This is a genomic window from Frankia alni ACN14a, assembly GCF_000058485.1.
GTDB lineage: Bacteria > Actinomycetota > Actinomycetes > Frankiales > Frankiaceae > Frankia > Frankia alni.
Genome location: NC_008278.1, coordinates 615,360 through 635,041 on the forward strand (window position 1 = coordinate 615,360; position 19,682 = coordinate 635,041).

Sequence of the window (19,682 nt, forward strand, 5' to 3'; positions counted from 1 at the left end):
GGGGCAGGCACTGGCGGCGCTGGTGTGCCTCGATGCACCCGTCTCCTTCAACCCCTGGCACGCCCTGGTCGCCGTCCTGTGGTGGAGCCGTCGACAGGGCACGGTAAATGGATGGCGAGCGTTCCCGGTCCTGCGTGATGATTCCGCCGTCCGCGTCCGCGTCCGCGATCGCGATCGCGGACGAGTGCGCAGCGTCCGCGTTGGAGGAGCGATGACGACCGTCGGTGCTGTACCGGCGTCTGCCGGGTCCAGGCCCGGGGCCCGTGTGGCGGGCGGGGCGCTGTGCGGGAGCCGGGAGTCCGGCGTGGCGGTCTTCCGCGGCATTCCCTACGCCGCGCCGCCGGTCGGCGGGCTCCGCTTCGCCGCACCGCGGCCGGCCGCGAGCTGGGACGGTGTGCGGTCGGCGCTGTCCTACGGTCCTCCGCCGCCGCAGTCCGACGTGCTCGGCCGGGGCCCGTCGGCCGAGGGCACGCCGGGCGACGACTGGCTGACGGTCAACGTCTGGTCGCCTGAACCCGACCCGGCCGCGAAGCTTCCGGTGATGGTCTGGATCTACGGCGGTGCGTACGCGATCGGCGCGTCCAGCCGGCCCGAGTACGACGGCGCTCACCTGGCCCGGGACGGCGGTGTGGTCGTGGTGACCTTCGACTACCGCCTCGGGATGGAGGGCTTCGCGCAGATCACGGGAGCGCCCCCCAACCGCGGCCTGCTCGACCAGGTCGCCGCGCTGGAATGGGTACGCGACAACATCGCCGCCTTCGGTGGTGACCCGGACGAGGTCACGGTGTTCGGCGAGTCCGCCGGCGGCGGATCGGTCGCCGCCCTGCTGGCCATGCCTCGGGCGGCCGGGCTGTTCCGCAGGGCCATCGCGCAGAGCGTGCCGGGCACCTTCCTTTCGCCGCAGCTCGCCGCCGACATCGCCGCCGACTGCGCCGACGAACTGGGACTGCGTCCCACCGTCGCGGACCTGGCCACTGTGGACCCGGCCCTGCTGACCGTCGCCGCTGACACCGTCGCCACGGACACCGTCGCCGCCACGATGGCCACGCGGGCGCGGCGCTGGGGCCAGGCCGCACTCCGGTCGATCCTATTCGCCCCCGTCGTCGACGGCGAGGTCCTGCCGGCCACGCCGTGGCAGGCCCTGGCCGCCGGCGCCGGCCGGGACGTCGACCTGCTCGCCGGCCACACCCGCGACGAACAGCGGCTGTTCACCGCCCTCACCGGCCTGCTCGGCCAGGTGACACCCGACCAGGCGGCGACCGCGCTGCAGGACTTCGCCCCCGGCCGGGACGGCGCCCGCCGTTACCGTGACGCCTACCCGGACGCGGGCCCCGAGCAGTTGTACGAACTGGTGCACTCGGACTGGCTGTTTCGGATGCCCACCCTGCACCTCGCGCAGGCGCAGGTCGCGGGCGGCGGCCGGGTGCACCTCTACGAGCTGACCTGGCCGGCCCCGGGCATGGGCGGCGCACTCGGCGCCTGCCACGGCCTCGACGTCCCGCTCGTGTTCGGCAACCTCACCAGCGGCCAGCCCGCCCTGCTGATCGGCGACAGCCCCACCCCGGAGGCGACGGCGCTGTCGGCGCGGATGCGGAGCGCCTGGACCACGTTCGCCACCCGGAGCGACCCTGGCTGGCCGGCCTACGACTGCGACCACCGCCTCACCCAGATCTTCGACACCTCCCCGGTCGTCACCGCCTACCCGGAGGAGCGATCCCGCCTGATCTGGCAGGACCACTCCTTCCCGCCCCTCCTCCTCCACGCGCCGTGACGACTGCCCGGCAGGCTGGCGGCGTCTTCGAGTACGTCGGCGCGGCGACCTGAGACTTCACGTGAGCCAGAGCGACGAGCCGGACGAGCTGCTGACGAACGATCCGCTGGCCCTGCCGATCGGGATGGTGCTGGACAAGCACCTCGGACAGACAGGGAACAGAACCGGACCGCCCACCGATTCGTGCTCCGGGATCGCGGAATGGAGGCCGCGTCGCCGTGAGCACTCCGAGCCGCCGGAGGTTCCGCCGTTGACGTTTCCGGTCAGAGCGTGCCGAATCCCTTGTGCAGCCGGGCCAGGGCGTCGTCGATCGCAACAACCGGGTCCCGATGCGGTGAGGACGGCCCGGCCGCCTGGACGTGTCAAGCTGGCTGATCATCATGATGCCGATGATGGCGCCGCTGACCGCGATGACGTCGGGGTCCTCCGCCGTGCGTCCGGCCCGTTCCGCCACGGCCACGGTGAACTCGTGCGTGGCGGAGGTGAGGTGATCCAGATGCGCCGCGCGGACCTCGGCATCGGGCTACGGAGCAACGCCGTCGTCGTTGCCCAGGTCTGGCGGGATCACGCCGGGCGGCAGGCCGCACTGGCCCGCCTGCTACGCGCGGTGGAGGTGTGCACCGTTGATGAGCGGACCGGCCGCGATGCCGGTGTGCTACTTGGCCGGGCCGGTACGTCCGATGTGGTTGACGCGACGGTCGTCCTGCTCGCGCGTCCGGGCGACCGCATCCTGACCAGCGACCCCAAGGACATCACCCGGCTCGTTCAGGCGGGCGGCGTACCAGCCGTGGTGGTGCGGTGCTAGCAACGCCTTCCGCACCATCGCCGGTCGGGCCAACGCCGAGCCTGGCGTGGTCGGCTACGGTGATGCCGTGGGATTGCACTTGAGCCAGATCAACGAGGCCGACGAACTGCTGACGAACGACCCGTTGGCGCTGCTGATCGGGATGGTGCTGGACCAGCAGATCCCGTTGGAGCGGGCGTTTGCGGCGCCGTACGAGTTGGTGGCGCGGCTGGGGCGGCCGCTGGATCCGGCGGAGCTTGCGGCGTTCGACCCGGACGAGTTGGGTGCGATCTTTTCCCGGCAGCCGGCGTTGCATCGCTTCCCGGGTTCGATGGCGAAGCGGGTGCAGTCGCTGTGCCGGCTACTGCTCGACTCCTACGATGGTGATGCGGCGGCGGTGTGGACGACAGCGGCCGACGGCCGTCAGCTGCTCAAGCAGGTCGCGGCGCTGCCTGGTTTCGGCGAGCAGAAGGCCAGGATCTTCGTTGCCCTGCTCGGCAAGCAGCTCGGTGTGACCCCGCCCGGCTGGCGCGAGGCGTGTGCACCGTTCGGCGAGGACGGCAGCCACCGCTCCGTCGCCGACATCACCAGCCCCGAGTCCCGCAGCAAGGTCCGCGACTACAAGAAAGCTATGAAGGCCGCCGCCAAGGCGTAGCCGCCCTGACCGTAGTATCGGTCTGAAGCCGCATCTGGTCGAGAGGCGGAAGCTTGCGACCGATCCGCGGTTCGTGGAGAAGGTCCGTGACGTCGTGGGGGTGTCTCTCGACCCGCCGGGACCTCGCGGTGAAGTAGTGGCGCTGAGCCATCTGCGGTTCCACCTGCGCTTCACCCCGACCTCGTCGTCATGGATGAATCTGGTCGAACGCTGGTTCGTTGAACTCAGCCGCCGGAAACTCTGCCGTTCGACCCACCGGTCCGTCGTCGAACTCGAAGCCGGCATCCGAAAGTGGATCAGTGCGTGGAACAAGGGACCCGAGGCCGTTCGTCTGGACGAAGACCGCCGACCAGAGTCTCGGAACCCTCGCTGCCTACCGCGGACGAATCAACGACGCAGGATATTGGGCGGCGATTTGGATCATCGCCCGCCGAAGATAATCCGATACGTGGACATCGTTAAAACTTGGTACATACAATGCCGAAGGTGAGCGATGCTACCGGAGTCGGGACAGATGCCAATGTGCACCAAGAGGTTCCTCTCCGGCGCAACGAGGGCTTCCGTATGCTGTGGACCGGCCAGCTGCTCTCTGATACTGGCTCAGGGATCGGCCTGCTCGCCTATCCGCTGCTTATCCTGGCGCTGACCCATTCGGCGGTGCTCGCCGGGGTGGTGGGGACGTCGCGGGCAATGACCCTGCTGTGCCTGCAGCTGCCCGCCGGGGCGCTCGCTGACCGGTTCGACCGGCGGCTGACGATGATCATTTGTGACACGATGCGCGCGGCCCTGCTGGCCCTGCTCGGCATCCTGATCGCGACCGATCTCGCGTCCTGGCCGGTCGTGCTGGTCGTGTGCCTGATCGAGGGAGGCGCAGGCGCCATCTTCAACCCGGCGGCTGCCGCGGTACTGCCGGGGATCGTGCCGGACGGGCAACTGGAGCAGGCGTCGGCCGCCACCGAAACCAGGACCTACGCTGCCGCCCTGGCCGGCCCGGCGCTCGGCGGGGCTCTTTTCGGGCTGGGCCAGGCCGTCCCGTTCCTCGCCAATGCCGTCTCCTACGTTGTCTCGTTCGGCACGGTGAACAGGATCCGGGGGCGGTTCCGCCCGGAGAACGTGGCCGAGCGCAAGGCGTTGTGGCGCGAGGTGGCCGACGGCCTGCAGTTCGTCTGGCAGGTGCCGATCCTGCGCGCGGTAGCGATAACGGCACCCCTGATGAACTTCGCCTTCACCGGCGTGATCTTCACCGTTACGCTCGCGCTGCGTCATCACGGTACCTCCACTGCGGTGCTCGGCCTGGTGCAGGCGACCATCGCGGCCGGCGGGCTGCTCGGCGCCGTAGTGGCCCCCCGGCTGCAGGGGCGCATGCGCCTGGGAGCCCTGGCCACCACGATCACCCTGGCTGGGGCGCTGCTGTTCGGTGCTGCGGCGCCGCTCCTCCCGTCGCCGCTGGTGGCGGCGCCGATCGCTCTGGCGCTGCTGCTCGCGCCGGCCGTGAACGCCGCGCTGTTTGCCGTGACGCTCCGCAGTGCACCGGCAGAAATGCGCGGGCGGGTCATCAATACCGTGGTCATGGCGACTACCGCGCTGGCTGCGCTGGCGCCGCTGACCGCTGGGCTGCTTGTCCAGCACGTGTCCGGCGCCTGGACGGTGGGCGCCTTCGCCGCCACGGCCGCCACGGCGGCAGTGCTGTGCCTGATCCTGCCAGGTTTGCGGAATGCTGCATGAGCCGCACGGATGAAGATGTCGGCAAGGGCAACGTGAAATCCATCCCAATGACGCGTCAAAACAACCGCAGCAGTCATCCATGACGACGAGGTCGGGGTGAAGCGGAGGTGGAACCGCGGGTGGCTCAGCAGCGGACTTCTTCACCGCGGGGGTCCCGGCGGGTCGAGATACACCCCCACGACGCCTCGGCGTGCTGCACGGCGGCCGGTCGCGCGGCGCTTCGGAATCGATCTCGACGGTCCGGCCACGTACATGCGCGAGTACCTGTGCGTCCTGCGGCCGCTGCTGCACGACGGCTCGCGGCGATGCTGCGCGTCGCCGGTGAACTCGCTGACGGAACGGTGACCTGGATGGCCGGTCCCCGGACCATCGGCAGCCACATCGTGCCCGCCATGACCGCCGCCGCCGCCGGCGGCGCCGCGGTGCGGGCATCCTGCTCGTCCAGCTTCTTCGTAGCCGCGGAGCACGCGTCATCGGCGCGGCACGGTGAAGCTGGATGCCGTGACCGCCGCCGGCACCGGCTCGGGCCAGTCCGGTCTGCCGAGACGGCTTTGTTCGGCCTTCCGCGTCCGAGGATCATGTCCCTGCGGCTGTCTCACCATCATGGTGGTGCCGACCGATGAGTCTCCACGTGTCGCGGTTGCTGACCCAGACCAGGGCATCGAGGACTCGTCGCAGGGCGATGCTCTTCCACAGGCGTCCGGTCTCCGTCGCGCTCGGCGAGCGTCCTGGGCCGTCCCCTCCCTGTCATTCTCGGGTGAGACACCTGTGTCCTCCCAGGTCAGAAGCACTTTCCTGTGTCCCGGCACCGGCTACCCTCATAGTAGGATCAGGTAACGTTCGAGATGAACAGCCCAGGCTGGCCACCGTGACAGTCACCATGAATCGCCGAGGTTTACATGGCCGACAAGCAAGAACTGTTCGATGCTGTTGTCGAAATCCTCCGGCGTCGATATCAGATCTCTGGCCTGGACTCTACAGCTGGAACATTCGATCTTCGTGATGAGGATCGAGCGGTTCGCGTCACGCTTGAACCGAATCTTCTGAAGGAGTACTTCAGCCGGCTGGACGAGGAGAATTCCGTCCTCGGTCTTGCCGAAGCGCAGGGGGATGAGCGGGACCGAGTCCGGTTGCAGTACATCATCATGCTGATTCAGGAATACTTCGAGTCGGACACCTTCTTGTCGCTTGTCGAGATCCGGCTCGACCGGTCGGCTGATGGTCGCGTCTCTCTTGTCCGTCGACGAGGCACCGAACGTAGATCCTTTTCGTTGGCAGACATGGAAGGTGGCTTTTGGTGGTCCGACCGACCTGGCACCTGAGAGCACGTCGCACCTGAGAGCACGTCGCACCTGAGAGCACGTCGTACCCATCGAAGCGAGACTGGCGCGCCGCAAACGGCGTGTCCCTTCCCCTCGAGGGCATCGGCGGGCTCGACTGACGGGCGGCGATCGACGGCAACCTTTCCTGCGACGGGCGGCATGTTTACGTCTGCCGGACCTGAGGTGTTCTAGGCGCGGGCGATTCGATCGAGTCCGAGCAGGCTGAGGTCTCGGTACGGGTGCCGGCGTCGTCGGCGGATGCGCTCAAGGCGTGCGCGGCGGCTGAGCACCTCCCCACGTCAGCCCTGGTTCGGCGCATCCTGTCGCGCGCGGTGGAGAGCCGCGACGCGCCCGTGATGACCGAGGACCAGGTCGAGGAGATCGTGCTGGGTGCGATCTGCGAGTCGGTTCGCGCGGGCCTCGGGTGTCCTGGCAACGAGAACGCCGAACTGAAGCTCGGCGATGCTGATGACGCTGACCGCGAGTTCACCGGGGATCGGAAGGACGTCGGTGGCGACCAGCACGCTGGTGTGCAGGACGCCACGATTCATCGATCTTCCCAGGGGTCCGTTAGGGTGTTGTCGACGAGGTCGCGATCGCCGGGCCAGTCGGCGTCGGACGGCAGGGCGAAGACCTCCGCGAGATCGTCCCAAGGCCGCCATGCACGCGGGGTCACGGCGGTTGGGCGCATCGGAGGGCGTCGGAGATCGTTGAGGGTCAGGTCCGCCCGGGTCTTGGTCACCTTCCGAGACTGGGCGGGCACCGAGCGGGCCGCACTTCACGGCCATCATTCAGGCATGCTGCAGATGGTAGAGAACCTCTTTATTATCCTTGTTGTCCAGCAGGTAGAGTTGATCATTATCAAACCAGAATCTCAAGAATCTCTGCTCGCCGGGGGCGCTGATCTGCATGAGGTATTCTGCCTCGTTTCCTTGGCCGGCCGCCTTGTCTCTACCCAGAACCTGATATTCGCCTGAAGTCTCTGGATGATCATCGTCGTAGTGCAGGATGAAGGTCTCTTGGGCGGAGAAGTTGACCCTGGCCTGACATTCTCCTCCTGCTGTACCCTGAGGGTATTCCTGGTAAATGCAATTCCAGCTTCCGTGGAGTCGCTGGGTGATTCCTGGAATTTCGGAAGGGGTATTGGAAGGAGTGCTGGAGGGAGTGCCAGTAGCACCTCCAGCGCCTCCCGCGGGCCTGGGAGTCGCGGACTCTCTCGGTTTGTCGACCGATCCCTCGTCCCGACCGTCGGGTGGGATCGGCGTCGGCGTGCTGGCAGTCGTTGCCGGCGATCTGGTGGGAACGGGTGTGGTCGGCGGGTCGGGACGTGTCGTCGGTGGCCCTGATGGCGACCTGGGAAAATACATGACCAGCGTGACCGCGGTGACCGCAGTGATCATGGCGCCGATGATCAGGGGCATGCGGCGCGACCGACGAGGATCTCTGCCCGATCTCTTCTCGCCCCGGTGGGACGGTCCGTGTGCCGGGTGGTCGGCTGCGACATCGACGCGTCGACCAACACTGACGGCCGGTTCACGTGAGACGATCTGCAGGCCGGAGGGAGCGCTGGATCGCAACGGCGACGGGCCGGGGAGCTGGGGAGTCCGACCATGGTTCGGCGCCGCGCGGCCGCCCGTGTCCGCACTGGCCGGTGCCGCCGGAGTCCACGGAAATCCAGGTGGTTCCGTGGAGGGCTGCGTCATGGGCGGGATCGGGCCATCCGACGGCGCGATGGCACCGTCGGCGGCGCTTCCGGGAATACCTGGTTCGAGCGTTCCGTCGTTGGGGAAGGCAGGCTGGGTCAGTGGTTTGGCGCGACCGCCCACCACCGCCGTGATCTGCGTCCGCAGGCGATCGCCGGCTTCCTTCCGGGAGCAGCCGAACAAGTCGAACGACACGATCCCGCCCAGAACGTCGGGCCGGCGGCAGTTCTCGATGCGGACTGGCACCAGGCGACGCCGGAAACCCTGGGGATCGGCCCGGTAGACGGTCTGCCATTCCGCCGTCCCGTATACAGACGAAAGATACTGCTCGGAAAGTACGGCGAGCATCCGGGTGGATCGTTCGATTCCGGCGCGCAGCTGACTCGTCCAGTGTGAGCCGGGGACGAAGTCCCACTCCGGGAACAGTACGCTGTAGCCGGCGTTTTCCAACTCCCAGGCGATCCACGCGGCCCAGGCCCGGTCGACGGCCGCATACGAAACAAAGAAATCCCACTGCTGCTCGGCCACCTCGGGGACCCCTGTCAGGACGGTGATATCGCATTATTGCAGGCGGCGCCTTTCGACCGGCATGCGGGTCTCGGTCGGGGCAGGACGGATCAACGGTTCGAGTGGGACGTCGGAAGCGCCCTTCCGTCGTGCCGTGGATCGTCCATCCGGGTGGTCGAGTATAGTTCGGCGGTATCTTCGCCCCACGAGACCCGATCTTGCGCGGCGGCCGTGTGCTCGGTGCCGGCGCTGGATTCCACTCAAGTGGTTTCGATAGTTCGGGGTGACGTGGTTAGCGTGGGCGACATGATCCCGATTGGGCTCGCCCTCGTACCGCCCGGACCCGAGGCGTCGAACGCCATCGACGTGCTGGTAGGCCAGGCCAAAGCTGCCGCGGCGGCCGGCCTCGGCTCGGTCTGGCTGGGCCAGCAGTACGACCTCGACGCGCTCACCGCCCTCGCCGCGCTGGCCGTACACGTGCCCGGGGTCGGGCTCGGCACCGCCGTCACCGTCACCCACAGCCGGCATCCGATCACCATGTCCAGTCAGGCACAGACCGTGCAGGCGGCCAGCGGTGGTCGGCTCACCCTCGGCCTCGGCGTGCTACACCGGCGACCGGTCGCGCGGCGCTTCGGGATCGATCTCGACGGCCCCGCAACCTACATGCGCGAGTACCTATGCGCCCTGCAGCCGCTGCTGCGCGACGGCACGGTCGTCTTCGAGGGTGACATGATCACCGCAGACACCAGCGGATTCTCCGGCCACGTCGCCGGGAGCACCCCGCCCGTCGTCCTCGTCGCCGCGCTTGGCACGGCGATGCTGCGCGTCGCCGGCGAGCTTGCCGACGGAACGGTGACCTGGATGGCCGGCCCCCGGACGATCGGCAGCCATATCGTTCCCGCCATCACCGCCGCCGGCGGCGGGGCCGCGGCGCCGCAGGTCGCGGTGAGCCTGCCGGTGTGCGTCACCGACCATCCCGAGGAGGCCCGCCGCCGCGCCGCCGCCCATCTCGCGTGCTACGCCGACCTCCCCTCCTACCAGGCGATGTTCGACCAGGAGGGCGCCGCCAATCCTGCCGAGGTTGCGATCATCGGCGACGAGCGGCACCTCGAAACGCAGCTTCACCGCCTCACCGACGCCGGTGCCACCCGCTTCATCGCCAAACCCACCGGGATCACCACCGCCGCCGAGCGCGATCGCACCCTTCAGGCCCTCGGCGGTCTGGCGGGATGAGCCCGGCCGCCGTCCCGTGGGCCGATCCGCCGCGGCGACGCGGCCATACCGCAGCGGACAGAGCCTTGCCGCGATCTACTGCCGACGGCCAGATGGCGCCGCGAAGGTTCAGGGCGGCAGGTCCGGTCGAGGTTCGACGCCGCCGCGCAGGACGTGCATCAACCGGACGGCGTCCGCGGGGTCGGTGCTGGCCAGGGCGGTGGCGTTGGTGAGGGCCAGCAGGTCGGCGGCGGTCAGGTCCGGGCGCACCGCGCCGGCTTCCTGTGCTGGAGCCAGGAGTGCTGCCAGTGTCGAGCGCATCGACGCGTGCCAGCCTTCCGCCAACTTGCCGCGCCGCTCGTCGGGCCCCTGCGAGAGCGCGGCCAGGGCGAGCGCGCGCCTGGTCGCGGCGTGCACGACGAACAGGTCCAGCCAGGCGAACAGGGCGTCACCGGGAGGGGTCGTCTCGAGCAGCGCGGCGCCGTGCCCGCACAGGGCGTCGACCTCCTCGGAGTAGACGGCGACGAGCAGGTCGCCCCTGGTCGGGAAGTTGCGGTACAGGGTGGCGTTGCCGACGCCGGCGCGGCGGGCGATCTCGTCGAGGGGTACCTCGGTGCCGCGCTCGTCGAACAACGCCCGCGCCGCCGTCACCAGTGATTCGACGTTGCGCGCCGCGTCCGACCGCAGCCGTCGCCCGGCCGCGCGCGTTCCCGAGGTGCGCGGGGGCAGGTCTTGCGTCACGGCGGCTCCTTGCGGACCGGGGCTTGCGGACCCGGGGCTTGCGGACCGAGGGAGGCGCCCATTATCGTCGACAGGAAATGGGGATCTCCCCACTTATGTGTTGGATGCGACGATGCGGAGACCCAGCCGATGACGTTGACCGTCGACGACCGGATTGCTGTCAACGACCTCATCCACGAGTACGGCCATCTCGTCGATGCCGGGGAACTCGACCGTCTGGCGGAGCTGTTCACTGCTGACGTGACCCATGACCTGATCGACTTCGGGCAGGGGACGCTGACCGGGGTGGCGGCCATCCGATCCGCGGCCCTCGCCCTGGGCGAGGCGAACCCCGTCGGTCACCACGTCACCAACATCGTTCTCACCGAACAGGCCGACGGCCGGGTCCGGGCCCGGTCGAAGGGCATCGGGATCATGGCCGATGGCACCACCGGCAGCGTGCTCTACGACGACCTGATCGTCCGCCGCGACGGCACCTGGCGCATCAGCCACCGAAAGATCGTCGCCCGCCGCGCGCCGCTCGGCGGTGTGCCCCGCTGACAGCACGTCCACGGGTAGGCCATCTCGTCGGGATCCGACTCCTGCGCATCATGGCGTCGAAGCTGCTCGTTCACCCTGATGGGGGAGGCTTACGCCGGCGTCGCAACCGGATTCGCCGCCGCGGTGGTCTCCCCGAGTTCCCTGGAGGAAGCGTGGTCGCCTCGTCGGTCGTCATCACGGGAGCGGCGTCCGGCATCGGGCGAGCGTGCGTGGAGTTGTTCGCTGCCCGGGGGTTCGGGGTCGTCGCGGTCGACCTGGACGAGGCCGGGTTGTCCGCCCTGATCGGACGGTCGGCGTCGGAGCAGGTCGTGCCGCTCGTCGGGGACGTCTCCCGCGAGGAGACCGGCACGGCCATGGCGCGGCTCGCGCTTGATCGGTTCGGGCGGCTGGACGTCGCGGTCCTCAACGCCGGGATCGGCGGGACCCTGCCGTGGGAGGACGCCGATGCGATCGATCGGCTCGACCGGATCTTCGCCGTCAATGTGCGAGGCGTCGCGATCGGGATACGTTCGGTCGTTCCGGCCATGCGTGCCGCCGGCGGTGGCGCGATCGTCGTGACCGCGTCCAGTGCCGGGCTTCAGGGTGAGCCGGGGAACTGGGCGTACAACGCGTCCAAGGCAGCGGTGATCAACATGGTGCGCGCCGCGGCACTCGATCACGCGGCCCAGCGCATCCGGATCAACGCGGTGGCGCCGGGCCTCAGCGAGACCCCCTTGACGGCGCGGCACCGGGCCGAGCCGGAGTCCGCGGCGGCGGTAGGCCGGCGGATCCCGATGCAGCGCTGGGGACAGGCGCGTGAGCACGCGGCGGCCATCTGGTTCCTGGCCTCACCCGAGGCGTCCTACATCACCGGTACGACGCTGGTCGCCGACGGAGGGCTCACCGCCCACCACGGCGCGGCGCCGCTGCCGTCTCACTCACAGCCCTGAGCTGGCCTGGCGTGAGAGCTCGCGCATTTCAAGGGTCGTCGCATGAGTCGAATGCTGTACGGCTCGTAACCGAGTCGCCCGAAAAACCGCTGTGCGTCGGTGTTGAAAATTCCCGTGTTGAGTCGCAGCGTAACATCCGCCATCGTCGCGGACCGAATTGTGCGAGTCCCAGTCACTGGGCCAGTGTGGATCTCGCACCCCCCGAAGTACATCGATTTATCGGCGCTGGCCCTGTCCTGCGCTGTCCCCTACCTGTCAGCCGGGCGGGTCGGTGAAGGCGGCTCGGGTGAGGGTGGTGGCCGTACGTACCGCGCTGGCGATCGCTTCCTCCGGTGGCAGCCGGCACAGGTCGGTCAGGACGAACAGGGCTTCGGCGCTGACGGTGATCGCCAGGTCGAGCTTCAGGCGGTCCAGCGCGGCGGGGCCGAGGTAGGCCGGACCGGCCGGGTCCTGGAACGGCGCGAGGGCGTGGTCGATCAGGCCGAAACGAAGGCCGGGGCGGTCCCGCGCCCGGAGCGGTGCGGTGATCGTGTGGGAGATCGTCGCCCGCACCGCGCCCTGGTAGGCCAGTACCTGGCGCAGGAGATGCTCGCAGGCGAAGGCGACGCGCTCCCCGGGATCGGTCGACCCGGCGATCGGGGCGAGGGCCTGCGCCGGTTGCGGCCACAGCCCGACCAGGGCCTCCTGGATCAGTGAGACCAGGTCGGGGAAGTAGCGGTAGGCGGTGGCCTCGGACACCAGGGCGACCTGCGCGACCTGCGGCATCGTGACCTCGGCGCCCGAGCGGATCAGCTCTCGGCACGCCTGCACGATGGCCTTGCGGGTCCTGGCCTTCTGGTTCGTCCGGCCGGTGGCGCCCGATACGGCCATCCTCACGTCCCCCCTCGTCGTCGTGACGGCGAAATCTCTTCGTGAGAGTACGCTTGCATCACCGATGCGAGCTCGCTATCTTCATGCGTGTCAGCTCTCACGAAGAGGTCTGGAGGAGATCCCATGGGCACCAAGGCTTCGATCGTCGGACCCGAGGGTGGAGAGGCCGTGCACCTCGGCCCGGCGACGATGCGCATCCTGGAGGACGGCAGCACCACCGGCCACCGCATCGGGATCGGCGAGATCACCCTCGCCCCGCACACCGACGGACCGCCGCAACATCGGCACGGCCGGCACGACGAAGGCTTCTACGTCGTCTCCGGGACCGCCCGGTTCACCGTCGGCACCACCATTTACGACGCGCCGGCCGGCACCCTCGCGATGATCCCGCCCGGCGCGCCGCACACCTTCGCCAACCCCGGCGACGAACCGCTGGTGCTGCTCAACACCTTCACCCCGGACCTGTATGTGCAGTACTTCCGCGACCTGCGGGACATGATCGCCCAGACCGGCCCCGCGACGCCCGAGGCGACCGCGCAGGTCATGAGCCGGTACGCCACCGAGGTGGCCACCGACTACGCCGACTGAGCCACTGATCGGCTCCGCGCCCGTCGCCCCTGCACGTCGTTGCACGCCGGCAGCGCGCCGCCCCCTCGCGCCGCCCCCCTCGCGCCGCCCCTCTCATGCGGCGCACCCGTTCCGTCACGAGGAGATCGCATGTTCACCACCACTGGCCTCTCGACGGCCGTCCACCAGGTGCCCACGTCGTCCGGCCCCGTGCCCGTCACCGTCACCGAGCGCGGGCAGGGCCGGGTCGTCCTGCTGCTGCACGGCGGCGCCGGTCCCGACTCGGTCGCCGGCTTCGCCGACCTGCTCGCCGCCCACGGGCCGGCCCGGGTCCTGACCCCGAAGCACCCCGGGTTCGGCGGCACCCCCCGGCCTGACGGCATCGACTCCGTCCGCCGGCTCGCCGAGGTCTACCGCGGCCTGCTGGACCTGCTCGACGTCACCGACGTGACCGTCGTGGGGAACTCGATCGGCGGCTGGATCGCCGCGGAACTCGCGCTCGCCGCGCCCAGGCGGGTCGGACGCCTCGTCCTGCTCAACGCCATCGGCCCCACCAGCGCCGAGCACCCCGTCGCCGACTTCTTCGCCCTGACGCTGGACGCGGTCGTGAACCTCAGCTACGCCGACCCGGACAGGTTCCGGATCAACCTGGCCGCGCTGACCGACGCGCAGAAGTCCGTCACCGCGGGCAACCGGGCGGCCCTGCAGGCCTACGGCGGCCCGACGATGGCCGACCCGAGCCTGGCCGGACGCCTGGGCGGACTCGCCGTTCCCACGCTCGTGGTCTGGGGCGAGGCGGACCGGATGGCCGTGCCGGCCTACGGCCGGCAGTACGCCGCGGCCATCCCCGGCGCCGCCTTCCACCTGCTGCCCGCAGCCGGACACCTGCCGCATCTCGAGGCCCCCGATGCGCTGCTGACCCTGCTCGTGCAGTTCGTGCAGTTCGTCGACGGCACGCCGACGGACGGGGAGTAGCCGGCGAAGTTCTGATCATCCGACCGACCGGGAGGTCCGCGCCGTGTCCATGCCGATGTCCACGCAACCACCGGCGATCGCCCGCCCCGCCCCATCGGCGGCGACCTCCTCGACGACCTCCTCGAAGGCCGCGATCCTGACGCTCGCCTGCGTGGCCCAGTTCATGGTCATTCTCGACGTGTCCATCGTGAACGTGGCGCTGCCCGCAATGCGGCACGGCCTGGGCCTGAGCGCCGCGGGTCAGCAGTGGATCGTCACCGCTTACACCCTCGGGTTCGCCGGGCTGCTGCTGCTCGGCGGTCGGGTCGCGGACCTCGTCGGCGTCCGGCGTGCCTTCCTGGCAGGCCTGGCGGGGTTCACCCTGGCGTCGCTGGCCGGCGGTCTGGCGACCAGCGGCGCCGTGCTCATCGCCGCCCGGGCGGGCCAGGGAGTCTGCGCCGCGTTCCTCGCCCCGGCCACCCTCACTCTGATCACCACGACGTTCACCGAGCCCACAGCCCGCACCCGGGCCGTGGGCGCCTGGAGCACCGTGACGACCACCGGCGGTGCCGCCGGCGCGGTCCTGGGCGGGGTGCTCACCCAGTACCTCGGCTGGCGCTGGGTCCTGTTCGTCAACGTCCCGGCCGGCGCGGCCGTCCTCGCCGTGGCCGGCGGCCGCATCCCCGCCGCCGACGGGCGCGCGGCGGACGCCCTGCGCCGCCTGGACCTGCCGGGGGCCGCAGCCGTCTTCGCCGCGTTGACGGCGCTGGTCTACGGGGTGGTCAACACAGAGACTCACGGCCTGGCCGACCCCCGGGTCGCCGTTCCCCTCGCCGCCGCGGTGCTGCTGCTCGCCGGATTCGTCGCGATCGAGTTCACTGCCGCGCAACCCCTGGTCCCCTTGGCGATGCTGCGCCGTCGCACCCTCGCCGGCGGGAACCTCATCATGATCTTCATTGGCGGGGCGCTGTTCCCGATGTGGTTCCTGCTGTCGCTGTACCTGCAGCAGGTCCTGCATCTGCACGCCGTCCGCACCGGGTGGTGTCTCCTTCCCGGGGCCCTGTCCATCATCGTCGGAGCCCGGATCTCCGTCCGCCTGCTCGGGACGCTCGGCCCCCGTCGTCTCCTCGTGATCGGCATGGCGCTGAGCACGGCCGGCTTCGCGTGGCTGTCGCGGGTCGGCGTCGACGGGGACTACCACACCGATGTGCTGGCACCGTTCCTGCTGACCGCCCTCGGCCTGGGCCTGGCGATCACCCCGACCACCGTCACCGCCACCCAGGGGATCGACCGGGCGCACTCCGGCCTGGCCGCCGGCCTGGTCAACACCTCACGGCAGGTCGGCGGCGCGCTCGGCCTCGCCGCGCTGGCCACCCTCGCCGCCCACACCACCGCTGCTGCCCACGCCGTTGCCGTCCCCACCACCGCCGCGCGTCTGCAAACCCACTCCGTAGCCGCCGCCCTCGCCGACGGCTATGCTCACGCACTGCTCGGCGCAGCAGTCGTCACCGCCACCGCGGCCGTTGCCTCGCTCCTGCTTCCCGGCCGTCCGGCCGCATCGCGGCGGTCAGACCACCGAGCCGTCCGGGGACGGTGACTGGGTCGGGACGCGGGGGATGGCGGAGCTGGGGTCGAAGCCCGCGAAGGCCAGGCCGATGACCAAACCCGCGGCCTCCTCGAGCTGGCGGGCGCGGGCCAACGGGCCCAGCACGGCCGGCGTCCCGCCGACGTCGCGGATGAGCTCGCCGGTGATGCGCAGCGCGCCGGCGTCGTCGCCGCAGATCACCACCGTCGCCGGTGCCGTGCCGGCAGCGTCGCCGGGCGGCGGTGCCGTCCACTGCTCCGCGGGGAACAGATGGAACGCCTTCACCACGAGAGCGCCGGGAGCCCACGCGGCGATCTGGCCCGCGGCGGACGTCCCGGCCCCCGTGAGGAGCACTCCGACGCCGTGCTCCACGGCATTGGTCGGATCGATCAGGGTGGTGCCGGCCAGGGCGCCGGCGGCGGCGTCCACGTCGCGCAGCACGTCCGCGACGCCGCTCCACAGCACCGCGAGCAGCACTGCGTCCCGCCCGGCGACCACCTCTCGCGGGTCGGCCGCCCGCGCGCCGGCGCCCAGACGGCCGGCGAGTGCCTGCGCCTTCGCCCGCGACCGGCCGCCGACCACCAGTTCGTGCCCGGCCCGGGCCCAACCCGTGCCCAGTGCCTCGGCCAGGGCTCCGGTGCCCAGAATCCCGATCCGCATGGTCCCTCCCTCGTTCCGCCGACCGCTGCGCTGCCCACGGTAGAGATCTGCTTACGTACCGATCGGTGCGTGAGAAACCTACGACGATGGCGAGGATGAGCGAGCGCGATGACGCCTGCGTGGAGCTGGTCGCGGACTGCCGCCTGCGGGCGACGACCGACCTGTTCGCCCACACCTGGGATCCCGTCGTCCTGATGGCGCTGCGCCCTGGCCCCCGGCGGCGCCGCGAGCTGCGGGCCGCGATCGGCGGCATGAGCGACAAGGTCCTCACCGAAGCGCTGCGCCGGCTGTGCGCCCACGGCCTGGTGGACCGTCGCTCCTTCGCGCAGGCGCCGCCCCGGGTCGAGTACGGGCTGACCCCGCTGGGGCACAGCCTGGTCGAAGGCCCGATGAAGGCGCTCGGTGACTGGACGCGCGAGCATGGCGACGAGCTCCTCGACGCGGGAACACGCGGCCGGGACGCCGCCGTCAGCGCTGCGCCGCGGCTGAGGCAGGATGTGATCACGCCGAGCCTCCCGGGCCGGCCGCTCGTTCGCCGTGCCGCGTCGTCCGCGCTCTCAGGACCGACGTTCGGCCTCCTTCCTGGCCAGCTCGGCGCGCAGCAGCGCGGCACCCGCCAGGATCGTCAGCGCGCACCACAACCTCCTGGTACGACGCAGCCGACCGTCGACGTCCACGAGCGTCGCCTCGAACTCCTCCGCGTAGCGCTCCTGCTGGCCGTCGGACGCCGCGATTGCCGCCGCCAGCCCGACCAGGCCGTGCGCGAACATGCCCGGCCGCAGCAGGCGGACCACCCGCCTTGTCGGCAACGACGACGACCGGAACGGGGTACTCCCGGCTGACGGGGCGGACGACGCTCCCAGTCCGCCGGCGGCCACGACCGCTCCGACTGCCCCGCTGAGGACGAGCAGAACGGCCGGGGAGATCTCGAACACCAACGCCGACAGCGGTGCCCCCGAGAAGACCCCCGCGAGCGCGCCCAGGACGCGCCGCCGTCGGCGTGGCCAGCGCGTCGTGAGACCGGCCAGCAGGCCAAACACGGCACCGGCGACCATGGCGGTGCAGACGTAGACGGACAGGGCGTCCGGCGGGTGCCGGTTCTCCTCAAAAAGGCTGGAGGCGTAGGCGGAACCGGCCGCGGAACCCGCGAGGGCACCGAGAGCCAGCCCCAGCGAGGGGCCCGCGAGCCGGGGCCGGCGGTTGGCGATCGCGCCGAGCACCAGCCCTGCCGCGGCACCGGCCAGCAGACCCACGACCCCCGCCCAGCGGGTGTCCGACGGATGGTTGTAGGTGTAGTCGACGGCGAACAGGTACGCGTCCGCCGCCACGTCTGCCGCGGTCTGGCCGACGATCGCGCCGAACACCAGGCCCAGCGTCGGACGGACGAGGCGGGGACACCGACCGGCGATCACGCCGGCTCCCAGCCCGGCGACCAGGCAGGCCAGCGCAAGGACAGCGATCCTGACTCCCAGAGCGTCGTTGCTCGGCGGTGAGGGCGCGCTGGCGAGCAGGACGAAGTTGTCGTAGCCGACGCTGACCGCGGACACGGCCGAGACGGCCAGCACCAGACCCGCCAAGGGCGTGAGGAGCCGACGGCGACGGCCGGCGAGCGGGCCGGCGAGCGGGCCGGCGACGCCGCCCAGCACGGCGCCGATCAGCAGGGCGACGACCTGCCCGTTGCCGTGGCCGACCACGAGCGACTGGGCCGGGCCGGCGGGCTCGCTCCCCCCTGACCAGGTGAGCGAGTCGGGCCAGTCGAAGGACGTGCTGTCCACGAGCCGCAACCCGCCACCGGCGACATGACCGACCACACCACCGACCGCCGCTCCCAGCAGCGGTGTCGCAATCCGGTGCCAGCGCTCGGCGAGCAGGCCGAGCAGCAGGCCCAGCGCCGCACCACCCGCCACGAGGGCCAGCCCGTGGCCAGGGTCAAGGTCGCCGAGATAGCCGACGCCGGCGAACCTCCCGACGGGGTCGGATCCCAGGCCGTCGATGAGGGTCGGGCTGGTGAACGCGGCGTACATGCTCCGGCTCGCCGCGACGCCGAGGCCACCGAGGAGGGCGCCGAGCGCCAGGCCCAGCGTTGGGCGTGCGAGCCCACGGCGACGGTCGGCCACCAGGCCGACGAGCAACCCCAGCACCGCCCCACCGGCCACGAACACGGCCGAGGCGTAGCCGTGGGCATACCCGTACCCGGAGACGAGTGTGTCGGCGTGACCGGCACCGTCGAGGTGGTCGAGACGCGGCCCGGCGCTGTCGGCGACGAAGCGACCGGCGCCGGTCTTCGCGGCAAGACCGGCGAAGTGCCCGCCCAGAGCGCCCAGCGCCAGACCCGACACGGGCTTCGTGAACCGCGGACGGCGCTCGACGACCTGGCCGAGGGCAGCCCCGAGCGCCGCGAGGAACACCAGGGTCACGACCGGCTGGTAGCCGTAGTCGGCGGTCCCCGCATTGCGGTAGGTCCGGGCGATCGCGACGGGGGCGACGGGGTTGGCGACCAGGCCCGTGACCGCGCCCGCCGCCAGGCCCAGCGACGCCGACGCGAGCTCGCGGCGGTGCGCCGTCAGCAGGCCGAGGAGCAGCCCGAGCAGCGAGCCGGCGGCGACCACCGGATAGCCGGGGGTGCCGGGGAAGAACGCCGACAGGGCGTCGCCCAGATACGTCCCGATGACGACACCGAGGCCGACGCGGGCAGCGACCCGTCGCGGCGTGCCGGCGGCGCGGGCACCGCCGGCACCTGTCGCACCCGCCGCACCTGTCGTGACTGCCGCACCTGTCGTCGGGGCGTTCACCACGCTCCCTCGGGCGTGGTGAACGTGCCGTGGCGCCCGTGCCCGTGCCCGCGGCGCGGCCTGCGCTCGGCGAGCAGCGCGCGGGCGCCGGCCATCCCCTCGGGGGTGAACCGGTACAGCCGGCGGCGAGGGCCGGGACGGTCGGACTCCTCCCAGGAGGAGCTCGCCCATCCGAGGCGTTCCAGGCGGGCCAGGATCGGGAACACGCTGCCGGTCGCCAGCCCGGCCTTCCTGGCGATCGCCAGGCCATACGGCTCGACATCGTCGTCGAGGAGCACCTCGAGGACGTCGAGCGTCGCCGGCGTGACGCGGGACAAACCTGCCATACTTCTTAAGTTACATATGTAGATTTAGACTCGTCAACG

At 70.7% G+C, this 19,682-nt stretch carries 19 protein-coding genes and 2 pseudogenes; 13 read left to right on the forward strand and 8 right to left on the reverse strand.

Features of this window, described 5'->3' with window-relative positions:
- The first annotated feature begins 304 nt into the window (after positions 1 to 304).
- The 6 genes and pseudogenes from FRAAL_RS02420 to FRAAL_RS02445 all read left to right on the forward strand — a co-directional run bounded on the left by FRAAL_RS02420 (position 305) and on the right by FRAAL_RS02445 (position 6,257).
- Positions 305 to 1,771, forward strand: a complete 1,467-nt coding sequence (locus FRAAL_RS02420) for a carboxylesterase family protein (protein WP_231861465.1) — start codon at positions 305 to 307, stop codon at positions 1,769 to 1,771.
- 61 nt (positions 1,772 to 1,832) lie between these two features.
- Entirely contained in the window at positions 1,833 to 2,576 is a 744-nt protein-coding gene (locus FRAAL_RS35705) for a hypothetical protein (RefSeq protein ID WP_011601810.1), read from the forward strand.
- A 67-nt stretch (positions 2,577 to 2,643) separates the two neighbouring features.
- Entirely contained in the window at positions 2,644 to 3,210 is a 567-nt protein-coding gene (locus FRAAL_RS02430; RefSeq protein WP_041940093.1) for an HhH-GPD-type base excision DNA repair protein, read from the forward strand.
- 148 nt (positions 3,211 to 3,358) lie between these two features.
- A pseudogene (locus FRAAL_RS35970) lies at positions 3,359 to 3,650 on the forward strand (hypothetical protein); the annotation flags it as partial.
- A 37-nt stretch (positions 3,651 to 3,687) separates the two neighbouring features.
- Positions 3,688 to 4,935: an MFS transporter gene (locus FRAAL_RS02435; RefSeq protein ID WP_231861466.1), complete on the forward strand. Its 1,248-nt coding sequence runs from the start codon at positions 3,688 to 3,690 to the stop codon at positions 4,933 to 4,935.
- A gap of 899 nt (positions 4,936 to 5,834) precedes the next feature.
- The gene (locus FRAAL_RS02445) at positions 5,835 to 6,257 is read left to right on the forward strand and encodes a hypothetical protein (protein WP_011601814.1); all 423 of its coding nucleotides are present in this window, start codon (positions 5,835 to 5,837) and stop codon (positions 6,255 to 6,257) included.
- Between the two features lie 299 nt (positions 6,258 to 6,556).
- On the opposite strand, the gene FRAAL_RS34485 is transcribed toward FRAAL_RS02445, so the two are convergent.
- Both FRAAL_RS34485 and FRAAL_RS34120 read right to left on the reverse strand, forming a co-directional pair.
- The gene (locus FRAAL_RS34485) at positions 6,557 to 6,808 is read right to left on the reverse strand and encodes a PIN domain-containing protein (protein ID WP_231861467.1); all 252 of its coding nucleotides are present in this window, start codon (positions 6,806 to 6,808) and stop codon (positions 6,557 to 6,559) included.
- Positions 6,809 to 7,048: 240 nt separating this feature from the next.
- Positions 7,049 to 8,488, reverse strand: a complete 1,440-nt coding sequence (locus tag FRAAL_RS34120; RefSeq protein ID WP_011601817.1) for a toll/interleukin-1 receptor domain-containing protein — start codon at positions 8,486 to 8,488, stop codon at positions 7,049 to 7,051.
- Between the two features lie 285 nt (positions 8,489 to 8,773).
- Between FRAAL_RS34120 and FRAAL_RS02455 the strand changes: the two genes are divergently transcribed.
- Positions 8,774 to 9,700, forward strand: a complete 927-nt coding sequence (locus tag FRAAL_RS02455) for an LLM class F420-dependent oxidoreductase (protein WP_011601818.1) — start codon at positions 8,774 to 8,776, stop codon at positions 9,698 to 9,700.
- Positions 9,701 to 9,808: 108 nt separating this feature from the next.
- Here FRAAL_RS02455 and FRAAL_RS02460 read toward each other — a convergent pair whose 3' ends face one another.
- Positions 9,809 to 10,420: a TetR/AcrR family transcriptional regulator gene (locus FRAAL_RS02460; RefSeq protein WP_011601819.1), complete on the reverse strand. Its 612-nt coding sequence runs from the start codon at positions 10,418 to 10,420 to the stop codon at positions 9,809 to 9,811.
- Between the two features lie 129 nt (positions 10,421 to 10,549).
- Here FRAAL_RS02460 and FRAAL_RS02465 point away from each other — a divergent pair, with 129 nt between their 5' ends.
- Together FRAAL_RS02465 and FRAAL_RS02470 are read left to right on the forward strand one after the other, a co-directional pair.
- Entirely contained in the window at positions 10,550 to 10,960 is a 411-nt protein-coding gene (locus tag FRAAL_RS02465; protein ID WP_041938721.1) for a nuclear transport factor 2 family protein, read from the forward strand.
- A 152-nt stretch (positions 10,961 to 11,112) separates the two neighbouring features.
- The gene (locus FRAAL_RS02470) at positions 11,113 to 11,889 is read left to right on the forward strand and encodes an SDR family NAD(P)-dependent oxidoreductase (protein WP_041938722.1); all 777 of its coding nucleotides are present in this window, start codon (positions 11,113 to 11,115) and stop codon (positions 11,887 to 11,889) included.
- A 255-nt stretch (positions 11,890 to 12,144) separates the two neighbouring features.
- Here the strand turns inward: FRAAL_RS02470 and FRAAL_RS02475 are convergent, their stop codons facing one another.
- Positions 12,145 to 12,759, reverse strand: a complete 615-nt coding sequence (locus FRAAL_RS02475; RefSeq protein WP_041938723.1) for a TetR/AcrR family transcriptional regulator — start codon at positions 12,757 to 12,759, stop codon at positions 12,145 to 12,147.
- Positions 12,760 to 12,882: 123 nt separating this feature from the next.
- Here FRAAL_RS02475 and FRAAL_RS02480 point away from each other — a divergent pair, with 123 nt between their 5' ends.
- Positions 12,883 to 13,347 (forward strand): cupin domain-containing protein, encoded by a 465-nt coding sequence (locus tag FRAAL_RS02480; RefSeq protein WP_011601823.1) that lies wholly within the window; start codon positions 12,883 to 12,885, stop codon positions 13,345 to 13,347.
- Between the two features lie 129 nt (positions 13,348 to 13,476).
- On the forward strand, positions 13,477 to 14,301 hold the full coding sequence (locus FRAAL_RS02485; RefSeq protein ID WP_050996987.1) for an alpha/beta fold hydrolase: 825 nt from the start codon (positions 13,477 to 13,479) through the stop codon (positions 14,299 to 14,301).
- A 15-nt stretch (positions 14,302 to 14,316) separates the two neighbouring features.
- On the opposite strand, the gene FRAAL_RS33445 is transcribed toward FRAAL_RS02485, so the two are convergent.
- Positions 14,317 to 14,466 (reverse strand): hypothetical protein, encoded by a 150-nt coding sequence (locus tag FRAAL_RS33445; protein WP_162137450.1) that lies wholly within the window; start codon positions 14,464 to 14,466, stop codon positions 14,317 to 14,319.
- On the opposite strand from FRAAL_RS33445, the gene FRAAL_RS02490 reads away from it, so the two are divergent.
- Entirely contained in the window at positions 14,453 to 15,877 is a 1,425-nt protein-coding gene (locus FRAAL_RS02490) for an MFS transporter (protein WP_162137451.1), read from the forward strand. The genes FRAAL_RS33445 and FRAAL_RS02490 overlap by 14 nt on opposite strands.
- Here FRAAL_RS02490 and FRAAL_RS02495 read toward each other — a convergent pair.
- Positions 15,848 to 16,525: an NADPH-dependent F420 reductase gene (locus tag FRAAL_RS02495; RefSeq protein ID WP_011601826.1), complete on the reverse strand. Its 678-nt coding sequence runs from the start codon at positions 16,523 to 16,525 to the stop codon at positions 15,848 to 15,850. The two genes, FRAAL_RS02490 and FRAAL_RS02495, sit on opposite strands and share 30 nt — an antisense overlap.
- 95 nt (positions 16,526 to 16,620) lie before the next feature.
- Here FRAAL_RS02495 and FRAAL_RS35485 point away from each other — a divergent pair.
- Positions 16,621 to 16,941: pseudogene (locus tag FRAAL_RS35485) on the forward strand (winged helix-turn-helix transcriptional regulator); the annotation flags it as partial.
- Positions 16,942 to 17,082: 141 nt separating this feature from the next.
- On the opposite strand, the gene FRAAL_RS02500 reads toward FRAAL_RS35485, so the two are convergent.
- Together FRAAL_RS02500 and FRAAL_RS02505 are read right to left on the reverse strand one after the other, a co-directional pair.
- Positions 17,083 to 19,317, reverse strand: coding sequence for a hypothetical protein (locus FRAAL_RS02500; protein ID WP_011601827.1), 2,235 nt, complete (start codon positions 19,315 to 19,317; stop codon positions 17,083 to 17,085).
- Complete coding sequence (locus FRAAL_RS02505; RefSeq protein WP_041938724.1) at positions 19,314 to 19,643, reverse strand: PadR family transcriptional regulator; 330 nt, start codon at positions 19,641 to 19,643, stop codon at positions 19,314 to 19,316. Before FRAAL_RS02505 ends, FRAAL_RS02500 begins: the two co-directional genes overlap by 4 nt.
- Between the last annotated feature and the right edge of the window lie 39 nt (positions 19,644 to 19,682).